General features: G+C 61.0%; 8 protein-coding genes. 6 read left to right on the top strand and 2 right to left on the bottom strand.

Annotated elements, in window-relative coordinates; translation table 11 throughout:
* The first annotated feature begins 7 nt into the window (after positions 1 to 7).
* The 5 genes from IU397_RS19785 to acpS all read left to right on the top strand — a co-directional run bounded on the left by IU397_RS19785 (position 8) and on the right by acpS (position 6559).
* A complete protein-coding gene (locus IU397_RS19785; RefSeq protein ID WP_204417060.1) occupies positions 8 to 1219 on the top strand; it encodes an acetyl-CoA C-acetyltransferase in 1212 nt (403 codons plus the stop codon).
* Between the two features lie 12 nt (positions 1220 to 1231).
* Complete coding sequence (locus IU397_RS19780) at positions 1232 to 2182, top strand: hypothetical protein (protein WP_204417059.1); 951 nt, start codon at positions 1232 to 1234, stop codon at positions 2180 to 2182.
* The gene (locus tag IU397_RS19775) at positions 2179 to 4380 is read left to right on the top strand and encodes a 3-hydroxyacyl-CoA dehydrogenase NAD-binding domain-containing protein (protein WP_204417058.1); all 2202 of its coding nucleotides are present in this window, start codon (positions 2179 to 2181) and stop codon (positions 4378 to 4380) included. Before IU397_RS19780 ends, IU397_RS19775 begins: the two co-directional genes overlap by 4 nt.
* Before the next feature lie 115 nt (positions 4381 to 4495).
* The gene (locus IU397_RS19770) at positions 4496 to 6121 is read left to right on the top strand and encodes an AMP-binding protein (RefSeq protein ID WP_204417057.1); all 1626 of its coding nucleotides are present in this window, start codon (positions 4496 to 4498) and stop codon (positions 6119 to 6121) included.
* A gap of 33 nt (positions 6122 to 6154) precedes the next feature.
* Positions 6155 to 6559: a holo-ACP synthase gene (gene acpS, locus IU397_RS19765; protein ID WP_204417056.1), complete on the top strand. Its 405-nt coding sequence runs from the start codon at positions 6155 to 6157 to the stop codon at positions 6557 to 6559.
* 334 nt (positions 6560 to 6893) lie between these two features.
* On the opposite strand, the gene IU397_RS19760 is transcribed toward acpS, so the two are convergent.
* Positions 6894 to 9260 carry a PIG-L family deacetylase gene (locus tag IU397_RS19760; RefSeq protein WP_204417055.1) on the bottom strand — a complete coding sequence of 789 codons (2367 nt, stop codon included), beginning with the start codon at positions 9258 to 9260 and terminating at the stop codon, positions 6894 to 6896.
* Between the two features lie 8 nt (positions 9261 to 9268).
* Positions 9269 to 10435 (bottom strand): ROK family transcriptional regulator, encoded by a 1167-nt coding sequence (locus tag IU397_RS19755; RefSeq protein WP_204417053.1) that lies wholly within the window; start codon positions 10433 to 10435, stop codon positions 9269 to 9271.
* Positions 10436 to 10563: 128 nt separating this feature from the next.
* Here IU397_RS19755 and IU397_RS19750 point away from each other — a divergent pair, with 128 nt between their 5' ends.
* Positions 10564 to 11826 carry an extracellular solute-binding protein gene (locus IU397_RS19750; RefSeq protein ID WP_204417051.1) on the top strand — a complete coding sequence of 421 codons (1263 nt, stop codon included), beginning with the start codon at positions 10564 to 10566 and terminating at the stop codon, positions 11824 to 11826.
* The last annotated feature ends 41 nt before the right edge of the window (positions 11827 to 11867 follow it).

The following is an 11867-nucleotide window of genomic DNA, read 5'->3' as shown; positions in this document are numbered from 1 at the left end:
GAACCCCATGACCGACGCTTATATTTACGACGCTATTCGATCTCCGCGTGGGAAGGGTCGCAAGGATGGCTCCTTGCACGAGGTGACGGCGGTGCGGCTGTCGGCCCAGGTTCTGAACACCTTGAAGGAACGCAATAACCTGGAGGGTCACGCGGTTGAGGATGTGATCTGGGGCAATGTCACCCAGGTGATGGAGCAGGGCGGATGTCTGGCACGGACCGCTGTTTTGGCCTCTGATCTGGATGAAAAGATCCCGGGCCTTGCGATCAACCGGTTCTGTGCGTCGGGCATGGAGGCTGTCAATATCGCAGCCAACCAGGTGCGGGGCGGCGGTGGCCAGGCCTATATCGCAGGCGGAGTCGAGATGATGGGCCGCGTCGCCATGGGCAGTGATGGTGCCGCCGTGGCCGCAGATCCCAGCGTCGCAATGGACAGCTATTTCGTACCACAGGGCATTTCGGCTGATATCATCGCGACGGAATACGGGTTCAGCCGGGACGATTGCGACGCCTTCGCCGCGGAGAGCCAGAAACGCGCCAAGGCAGCCTGGGATGACAAGCGGTTCTCAAAATCGGTGATCGAGATCAAGGACCAGAACGGTCTGCCGATCCTAGCCCATGATGAATATATGCGACCAGAGACCAACATGCAGACGCTTGGCAGCCTGAACCCGGCCTTCCAGGCGATGGGCGAGGTGATGCCCGGTTTCGACAAGATTGCCTTGATGAAATACCCGCATCTGGAAAAGATCAATCATGTTCACCATGCGGGCAACAGTTCCGGTATCGTGGACGGGGCAGCGGCTCTGCTGATCGGGACCAAGGAATTTGGGGAGGCCCACGGCCTCACGCCCCGCGCCCGGATCCGCGCCACGGCCAAGATCGGGACAGATCCCACCATCATGCTGACCGGCCCCGTGCCCGTAACCGAAAAGATCCTGAAGGATTACGGGATGGAGATTGGCGATATCGATCTGTTTGAGGTGAACGAGGCGTTCAGTTCCGTCGTGCTGCGCTTCATGCAGGCGTTCAATGTCGACCATGACAAGCTGAACGTGAATGGCGGTGCCATCGCCATGGGTCACCCCCTGGGCGCTACCGGTGCCATGATCATCGGCACGCTTCTGGACGAGATGGAGCGGTCGGACAAAGAGACGGGCCTTGCGACTTTATGCGTGGCCTCGGGTATGGGCGCGGCGACGATCCTTGAACGTGTGTGACACGCTATCGCCATGGGTGAAGATCCTGATCCGCTAAAGATCTACCAGCACAATCTCGATGTTGTGTCTGAAGCGATCCTGTCGGGGAACTTTGACGGGATCAGCCAACATATCCGCCTGCCCCATATCTGCCGTATGGGGCAGACCGATATCGTGATCGAGCGGGAGGAAGATTACGTCCAAGGCATGCGGGAATATGGCGAGGGCCTGAGAAATCAGGGGGTCACCAACTACATTCGGCTTGGCAAAGCCGCCCGTTTCATGAGCGATCGGTTCATTAGCGGCTGGCATATGACCTATGTGTTGAGCGGCGCAACCTCGATCGTGCGCCCCTACCGTAGCCGTATGGTTCTACAATTGGAGGATGCGTGCTGGCGCGTCGTGCAGTCCGATCATGAACTGGCCGCGGACCGGTGGCCGGTCATCGGGCAAAGTGTCGTCCAAGGCGCGGTATCCGGGGACTATGAAAATTCCGAACTTGATTTCCGCGTCACATCGGAAAGTGCAGATCCAATCTATCAGGCTTTCCTGGATGCCTTGAGCGCCGCCAACAACACCAACGACTTTAAGGCCTGGTGCGGTTTGTCGAGTTATCCCCAGTCGGTCCATATCAAGACGGTGGATCACATCATTCTGCAGGATGAGGACAACCGCCCGTTTTTCGAGATGGTTCGCACAATGTTAGACCGTTACGCCGACGGGCGGATCGACAGGAAGGTAAAGAAGGCGCACTTTCTTACGGCGGACAAGATCGTGGGCTACCATATTTGTACCTTTTACGATGGCGATCAGCCGGTCATGAGCCCTGTCGAAAGCCGCATGATCGTTCATCATGTTTACGGTGGATGGAAGCTGGCTTCGGTTACAAATGCCGTATCCAATGCCACCTTCCCCTACGAAGAACCCGAAGTAACGCAAGGTCTGATGACCATCTGCGAAATCCAAGAGAGGATGCGCCAATGAGCGATTTTTCATATGCGGTCGATGGCGACGGCGTTGCTGTCATCACATGGAATGTGGCCGACAAAAGCATGAACGTCATGAACCAGCAGGGCTTTGCCGATCTGGACGGGATGATCGACAAGGCTTTGGCCGATGACGCGGTCAAGGGCGTGGTGATCACCAGTGGCAAGGATAGTTTTGCTGGCGGTATGGACCTGAACGTGATCTCGCAGATGAAGGACATGGCGGGGGAGAACCCGGCCAAGGGCCTGTTTGACGGGATCATGGGGATCCACCATCTGCTGCGCAAGATCGAGCTGGCGGGGATGGACCGCAAGACTCAGAAAGGCGGGAAGCCGATTGCTGCGGCCCTGCCCGGTACGGCGCTGGGGATCGGGCTGGAAATCCCGCTCTCCTGCCACCGCACGTTCTGCGCCGACAATCCCAAGGCCAAGATTGGCCTGCCTGAGATCATGGTGGGCATCTTCCCCGGTGCTGGTGGTACCACCCGCCTGGTACGCAAGCTGGGCGCGATGGGGGCCTCGTCTTTCCTGCTGGAAGGCAAGCTGGTGGACCCGACCAAGGCGAAATCAGCAGGCCTGATTGACGAGGTCGTGGACGATCCCGTGGCTGCGGCCAAGGCATGGGTGTTGCAGGCCAAGGATGCCGATCTGGTCAAACCATGGGACGCCAAGGGATACAAAATGCCCGGCGGTGCGCCTTATCATCCGGCGGGCTTCATGACATTCGTCGGCGCCGCTGCCATGGTCCATGGCAAGACCCAAGGGGTGTATCCCGCCGCCAAGGCCCTGCTGAGCGCGGTTTATGAAGGTGCCTTAGTGCCCTTCGATACGGCGCTGAAGATCGAGGCGCGTTGGTTCACCAATGTGTTGATGAACCCGTCCTCCGGGGCCATGATCCGCTCGCTCTTCATCAACAAGGAAGCGTTGGAGAAAGGGGCTGTTCGTCCGACAGATGTGCCTGACCAGAAGGTCAAGAAGGTGGGCGTTCTAGGCGCTGGCATGATGGGTGCTGGCATCACCCTGGTCTCGGCCCAGGCGGGGATCGAGGTCGTGTTGCTGGACCAAAGCCAGGACGCGGCCGATAAGGGCAAAGCATACACGGCGGATTTCATGGATAAGGGCATCAAGCGCGGCAAGGCCACGGCGGAGAAGAAAGAACAGGTGCTTGGCCTGATCACCGCCACCACCGATTATGCCGCGCTGAAGGGTTGTGACCTGATCGTGGAGGCTGTGTTCGAGGATCCGGCCATCAAGGCCGAGGTGACCCAAAAGGTGGAAGAGGTTGTGGGGGAAGAGTGCATCTTTGCCACCAACACCTCCACCCTGCCGATCACGGAACTGGCCAAGGCCAGCAAGCGGGCCGAGCAGTTTATCGGCATCCACTTCTTCTCTCCGGTTGAAAAGATGCTGCTGGTGGAGATCATCAAGGGCCAGGAAACCGGCGACCGCGCTGTTGCCAAGGCCCTGGATTATGTGCGCCAGATCCGCAAGACGCCGATTGTGGTGAACGACGCGCGGTTCTTCTACGCTAATCGCTGCATCATCCCTTATATCAACGAAGGCATCCGTATGATCGGTGAAGGCGTTGAGCCCGCGCTGATCGAAAACGCGGCCAAGCTGGTTGGCATGCCCCTTGGGCCCCTGCAGTTGGTGGACGAGACCTCGATCGATCTGGGCGTCAAGATTGCCAAGGCCACGCGTGCCGCCATGGGCGATGCCTATCCCGATGGCGCCGTCGATGAGGTGCTGTTCTGGATGGCCGATGAGGGCCGGTTGGGGCGCAAATCCAATTCCGGCTTCTACACCTACGACGACAAGGGCAAGCGTGGGCTGCTATGGGACGGACTGCAGGCCAAATATCCCGCCGCCGACGCACAGCCCGACGTGACGGAGGTGCAGCACAGGTTGCTCTTTGCGCAGGTACTAGAGGCCGTTCGCGCGTTGGAAGATGGCGTCCTGATGGATATCCGCGAAGGCGATGTCGGCGCGATCCTTGGCTGGGGGTTTGCGCCCTGGTCCGGCGGCCCGCTCAGCTGGCTCGACATGGTTGGTGCGCCTTGGGCCGCAGAGCAGACCGAGGCGCTGACCCAAACCCATGGCGCCCGGTTTGAAACACCTGCCTTGCTGAAAGACCTCGCCGCAAGCGGCGATAGCTTTTATGGCCGCTTTGGGGGGGATGCCGCCAAAGCGGCCTGAACACGGGCGCCCTTCGTGCCGCAGGGCAGTTGCGACGGGCGGTTTGCCCATAAACATCTTTCCAATCCGCCTCCACCGCGTAAATACTTGGGAAAACACGGGTGGAGGTACGCATATGGGTTGGATGGCGGACGAGATCGGTTTGGACCGGCGTCCTGCGAATTATGTGCCGCTGACGCCGCTTTCGCACCTGAACCGCGCCTTGATTGTCTTTCCGGATCGGGAGGCCTTGGTGTATCAGGGCCGCTCGCTGACATATCGGGACTATCACGGGCGGTGCTCGCAGCTTGCCTCGGCTCTGGCGGGGCGCGGTATCCGGCCGGGCGATGTGGTGGCGACGCTCCTGCCCAACATACCAGCCCAGTGCGAGGCCCATTTCGGAGTGCCCGCCTGCGGGGCCGTGTTGAACACGATCAATGTCCGGCTGGATGTCAGCACCGTAACCTACATCTTTGACCATGGCGGCGCGAAGCTGATCCTGTGTGACACCCAGTTTTTGCCCTTGGCCGAGGCTGCGGTGGCGCAGCTGGGCGATGACGCCCCTGCGATCATTGAAGTTCCCGACCCAGGCGCGGGCCATCCGGCCACCGGGCGCCATACCGATTACGAGACGCTGTTGGCGGAAGGTCGCACCGACTTCCCCTGGATCATGCCAGGGGATGAATGGGAGAGCCTGGCGCTGAACTATACATCCGGCACCACGGGGCGGCCCAAAGGCGTCGTGTACCACCATCGCGGTGCGTATATGATGACGATGGGAACCGTGATCTCCTGGCGGATGGTATTGCATCCGCGGTTCCTGACCATCGTGCCGCTGTTTCACTGTAATGGCTGGAACCACACCTGGATGATGCCGGTTCTGGGCGGCACCGTGATTTGTTGCCGGGATATCAGTGCCAAGGCGATCTACGATGCGATTGCCGATGACGGGGTCACTCATTTCGGCGGGGCGCCTATCGTGCTGAACCTGATCGTCAACGCGACGGAGGCGGAGCGGCGGCCCCTGGCGGCACCGGTCGAGGTGTTTACTGCCGGTGCTCCACCCGCCGCGGCAACCCTGAAAGCCGTTGAAAGGCTTGGATTTAACATTACCCAGGTCTATGGCCTGACCGAGACCTATGGCCATGTCACCGAATGCCTTTGGCAAGGCAGGTGGGACGGCTTATCGAAGGATGAGCAGGCCGCTATCAAAGCCCGCCAGGGGGTCGCGTTCCCGATGATGGAAGAGGTGACGGTCGTTGATGACTACATGGCCCCCGTACCGCAGGATGGAATAACCCAGGGGGAGATCGTTATGCGGGGCAATTCGGTCATGAAAGGGTATCTGAAGAACCCCGAAGCGACCGAAGAGGCCTTTGCCGGTGGGTATTTCCATTCCGGCGACATCGCGGTGCAACACCCTGATTCCTATATTCAAATTGCGGACCGGGCGAAGGATATCATCATCTCGGGCGGGGAGAATGTCAGCTCGGTCGAGGTGGAGGGCGTGTTGATGCATCACCCGGCCGTGTCCCTTTGTGCCGTGGTAGCCAAGCCCGATGACAAATGGGGTGAGGTGGCGTGCGCCTTTGTGGAACTGAAGGACGGGCAGAGTGTTGAGGAAGCAGAGCTGATCGCCTTTGCCCGCGAACGTCTGGCCGGGTTCAAGACCCCGAAATCGGTGACGTTCACGGAGTTGCCCAAAACCTCGACCGGCAAGATCCAGAAGTTCGAATTGCGGGTGCGGGCGCGGGATGGGTAACCTGCGCATGAGGGTAGGTTGCGGGGCGGCGCGATGATCCTGGGCATTGGGACGGATCTGGCGAATATCGAGCGTATTCAAGGCGTTCTGGATCGGCACGGGGACAGGTTTCGCAATCGGGTTTTCACCGAGATTGAACAGCGCAAGGCCGAACGCCGCAAGGATGTGGCAGGCACCTATGCCAAGCGCTGGGCCGCCAAGGAGGCGTGCTCAAAGGCGCTGGGCACCGGCCTGCGCATGGGCATTTCGTGGAAGGACATGGCTGTCAGCAACCTGGAAACCGGGCAACCGGTCATGGCGGTCACAGGCTGGGCGGCGGAGCGATTGGCACAGATGACCCCGGCGGGACATGAGACACTCATCCATGTCACCCTGACCGATGATCACCCCTGGGCGCAGGCTTTTGTCGTGATCGAAGCGCGACCTGTCAGCCCGTAAAACCCTGCGCATAGGGCATGCACAACCCATACACATTCCATGCATATCCCATACATACGCGGCGCACTTGGCGTTAACTTTTGAGCAAGATCGGAGATCAGAGGTCGCGGGGCAATTTGCGCAACGGATCGCCGGGGTCGACCGGGATAAGTCGACGGAGACCTGACCCAGTTTGCGACTTTTGGCGGTTTGATTTGGCTGACGAGCGGGGGAATGCGCAGCCTCTGGATTTGGATCCTGTCATTTGCGTGTAGATGTTGAACACTGCCGTCACTGTGACAGAGCATTGGAGCGCGAACCGCTTTCGCAGCGCCAACAACAAACGCTGCTGCGGTTAGGTCCGGCGGGCGATCAGATTGGCCATCAGGCGAAACGCGCCGGGGACGAGGTTTTCCATTTGATGGTGCAGGATGAGGGAGGTGTGGACGTGACGCCCTTGCCCGACATCTGCCGCCAGCAGCGCGCCGTGATGCGAGGCTTCCCCGGGATCCGCCATCTCGATCAGGGGGGTGTAGGCTGGATCCCAGTCCTTTGCGAAGTAGAGGCCACGTTCCTTGACCCAACCCTGCCAATCCTGGTGCCTGATTGTATTGGGGGTGGTCAGCACGGGGTGATCTGGGGCCAGGTGCCGGACCTCTGCCGCTTCATCCGTAACGCGCCAGCGCAGGGATGGTTGCCCAATCTCAAGCCTGTGGGGCGGCACCAGATCCGGGTCCCAATTGTCCCAGGGGCGGTGATAAAGCGTGACCAGGGTCCCGCCTGCTTTGGTCCATTCGTGCAGGTGCGGCATGGCGGGAAAAAGACTGTGGCGGAACCGCATGGCGAAGATGCCGATCACGATTGTATCAAACTGGGCAAGAGCTGCGTCACTGGTCAGGTCAGCATCGGTGAGGTCGGTCAGATCGGCGCCGAGGGCGGTGAGCCAATGACCCACCCGGTCATTTCCGGCGCCGACATAACCCACGCGGATATCGGGCACCTGCGCGTCAAGAACCCCCACGCGAAGTTGGGCCGGGCGGGACAAAGCCGTAGGCTGGATATGGGGATGCGCGATCTGCCGGACGGTCGATGCGGCTGCCCCGTTCATCAAGACGGGCAGATGATAAAGCCCGGGCTCCACTAGAGCGGGCGGGTCGACCGAGATTTTTGCAGCCGACGTGGTGGCGTGCCAGCCAGCTGGCGTTTCAAGTGTGGCGGTGGCGCCATCCGGGTGTAGGTCGGTCAAGGTGACTGCGATCGCTGGCAGCGGGCGGGACCGGTTTATCACAACCGCGTCGGGGTCAATCCACGTGGTCGTGCTGGGCAGAATGCAGGGCGCGCTTTCGAAGGGGAGGCGGATGGCCGTTTTGGCCGTGCCCTTTGTCACGGTCACAGCCATGGCGGGCGCGCGGGAGGCAGCGGGATCATAAAAGGAGGGGTAGGGTGCCGTTGGAGTGGCCTGGTCGGCAATGTGCAGGTGTTTTCCCTGGATGGTCCAGCCATCTGGCAAGTCATACTCCACGGTGGCTTTGTCGGCCGCGCCGGGATCAATTTCGACCGTAAGGGCAGTGTGTTGACCGGGGCGGAGGGCTGTCTGGGCGACCCTGCACCGCGCGGTGACACCCAAGGCAAGGCGGATGACATGGCCAAGCTGCACCTCCTTTGCAGCGAGGCGGTGGGCGATATCGCTGCAGACCTCGGCGGGGCAGTTGGCCATGGCGGCCCGGATGGCATGGAGCGCGGTGACCGCCCCATCCGCAACCTTGGCAAAATTGGGAAACGCCGCGATGGTCGCATTCAGTGCGTTTTGGGCGGTGATCAGGTGGTCGGCGATTGGTGCGGTGCCGGGATGTTCTGCCAGATCACCCACGCCGTAGGGCAGGCCGGACCAGAGGACCGTATCGGGGCATTTCAGATGGGTCTTGGCCAAGTGAAGTGGCCAGTTCGCCCCGTCACCGGATGCCACCCAGCGGCCCATACCTTGGCTGCGGTGAAAGGCGCGCGATTGCTGTCCGATCCGGTTCCAACTCCACCCGGACATGGGATCGCTGCCGCTGCCATCGATGATCAGTGTCGCGGGCGGGGGGGGCTCATCATCGTCGTAGGATTGTCCGGCGCCTGACTGCGCGGGCAGGTAGAGCTTTTTGATTTGCCAGGGCGGCAGGTCGGAGGAGAAGCCAGGATCGGCGGCTGCCTGCAAAACCTCGTGCGCGGCTTGGGTCATCGCGCGGTGGTGGCCGTGCTGGCCCGGCACGTCCAGGAAGGTGGGGCACAGGATATCGGGGCGTTCGGTGCGCACGATCTGGACAAAGCGGGCAAGGGTCCGGCCATGGCCCCAGCGACCAAGGGTTTCGACACCGCTTTTGGAAAAGCCAAAATCGTTGATCGTGTCGGATGGATCCTGCGAATGCCAATAGAGCCGCATACCGAGGATATCGCAGGCCTGCTCCATCTCTCGCGTGCGCAGGGCACCCAGATCGGGCCCGCTTTCGGTTCCGATATCGTTTTGGCCGCCTTCCCCCCGGGTCGAGCAGGCATAGGACAGGTTCAGACCATCGCGCAAGGCAAGGGCGGCCAGCATGCCGGAATGTTCGTCATCGGGATGCGCGCCCGATTGCATGAACCGGACCACGGAGGTGAGCGGTTTCAGCGCCCACCACAGCTCCATCGCGCGGGGGCGGGCGCGATCCGCCACGATACGGGTTTGGTCGGGTGTGGGCATGGGCGGCTCTAGAGTTGGGCAGTGATTGTGGGGGTGAAGGCCTGGTCGATTACCAGGGTGGCAGCCCCCAACGTGGCGGTCCGTCGACCCGAGGCCCCGCGCAACAGCCGGGGATGGTCACGATGATCCCTGTGGGAGACGGATCTGTCCGAAAGATGAATGGTGGCCACGAGGTGATCCAGCACGGTGTCGGGCATGGCCCCGCCAAGGATGACGGCCTGCGGATCGAACAGGTTCTCGACCGTGACGATCGCGGTCGACAGCGGCGCGACTGCGGCATCGAGCCAGTCCAGGAGTGGCAGATTGCCCTGACTGTAGAGCCGGTCAAGGTCATCGACGCTGCCAGCGGGGGTGCCGGAGCTGGCCAGGGCGCGCTGCACTGAGAGGCGGCTGACGACGCTTTCGAGCATGACCTGCTGCCCGCCCGATTGCACCGGGATATGGCCGATCTCACCCGCATTGCCGAACGCGCCCGCCATGAGCCGCCCCTTATGTACGACGCCAAGGCCCAAGCCGCTGCCGAAATAGATGAAGGCATAGGTTTCAAGGTCCTGGGCGACGCCCGTGATCCGCTCTGCAATCGCGGCGGCATTGGCGTCATTCTCCACAAGGACGGTCATTTGCAGGATTTCGGAGAACCAGGTGACGGGATCATGGTCATCCCAAATCTGAAATTCGGAGCCGTCGCCCAGGATCCCTGATTTTCCGAACGGGCCCGGCATGACGATGCCCGCCCCCAGAACACGGTCAGCGGGCGTGTTCGACATGTGCAGGACGCGGTCGCGCAGGGATGTCACGGCGGTGGCGATGTTGGCGTGGTCTGGTTTTGCGAGCGCGTGCCGGTCTGACACGACCGTCTGTCCGCGCAGGTTGAGGAGCGTGGCAAAGACAGCATCCGGCCGCACCTCGACCCCGAGAGCAAAGCCGCCTTCCGGATTGAGCGTGTATTGCACCGCCGGAAGGCCACGCCCGGCGGTCCGGCGTCCGTCTTCGAGGATCAGCCCGTCATCCAGAAGATCGGCGATGATGTTGGAAACGGCCTGGGTGGAAAGGCCGGAGGCGCGGGCAATCTCGGCCCGCCCGATCTGGCCCGCCGCGCGGACGCGGCCCAGCACGACCTTGCGGTTGTGATTGCGCGACCGTTCCGCATTCGCGCCAACGACGATGTCGGTCATGGCCATCATGGCATGCGATTAACTCAACTGTATTGATAACTCAATATCATTGAGTTAATCTTTCGAAACGTGCGGCGTGACCGCGCGACGATCGGCCGAAGCCGGCGGGATAAACAGGGAAAGCAACCATGACATTCAAAACATTGAAGGCACTGGCGCTGGCAACCGCAACCGGCGGAACTGTGGCATTTGGATCCGCGGCCCATGCCGTGGAGATCGAATACTGGCAGTATTTCTTTGACGCGCGGGTTACGGCGATGGAGCAACTGATCGAGAATTTCGAGACGGCGAACCCGGACATCACCGTCACCATGACGCATTTCCCCTATGCCGATTACCGCACCAAAGTGGCGGCCGCGATCCCGGCGGGGGAAGGCCCCGATGTTGTGCAGCTGTTTTATGGCTGGCTGAATGATTATGTTCAGGCCGATCTGATCCAGCCACTGCCTGCCGAGACGTTTCCGGCCAGCCAGATTGATACCGATTTCTTTCCGATGGTGCAGGCGATGAAGGATGGCGATCAGTACTGGGCGCTTCCAACCGCCGTGCGCTCGCTCGCATTGTTCTATAACGAACGGTTGCTGGACGAAGCGGGCGTTGAGCCACCCACCACGTTGGATGAGCTGATGGCCGCGGCGGAGGCGATGACCAAGGTCGATGGCGCGGGTAATATTACCCAGGTCGGTGTCACCGCGGGCATGACGGCCCAGGATCACCATTGGTGGCGGGAGGGCCTGATCCGCCAGATGGGTGGGGAGCCCTATACCAACGATTACCAGACCGTGAATTACAACAACGAAGCCGGGCTGAAGGCGCTGGAATTCTATGCCGGCATGTTCCAGCGCGAAAATCCGGTAACGGCCATCGGATTCATGGATGAGCCCCAGGCGGCCTTTAAGGCAGGACGGGCTGGCATGCATATCGATGGGTCCTTCCGCATCGGCTCACTCGCCGACATTCGCGGGCTCAAATGGGGCGTGACGGAATTGCCCGCGACGGCGGATGGCCAGCGGTCGAACTATTCTTCCTATTGGGTCAATGCGATCACGACCAAGGCGGAAGGCGAGAAATACGACGCCGCCGTCAAGTTCATGCAATACATCACCTCTGACGAGGCCATGCAGATCTGGTTGGATGTGGTCGGCGAACTGCCTGCCAAACCGTCCGTGGGGATGACCGAAGCGAATGCCAATGATCCGATTTTTGGCCCGTTCATCCGTGGTCTGGAATATGCGAACACCACGAAGTTTGCCGATGAAAGCGGCCAGCGCCAGTTGATGGTCGAAATGGTGGAGCGGATGACATTGGAGGGGATGTCGGCCGCCGACAGTCTGGCGATCGCCGCCGAAGCCGAACAAAAGCTGCTGGACGGCTATTTCGCCGCGAACTGATGCGATGCGCACCGGCCTGACAGCCGGGTTTTGCCCATCGG

The organism is Actibacterium sp. 188UL27-1 (assembly GCF_016901225.1).
Classification (GTDB): Bacteria; Pseudomonadota; Alphaproteobacteria; order Rhodobacterales; family Rhodobacteraceae; genus 188UL27-1.
The sequence above is the reverse complement of the archived record's forward strand: the minus strand, read 5'-3'. Positions and strand labels throughout refer to the sequence as shown.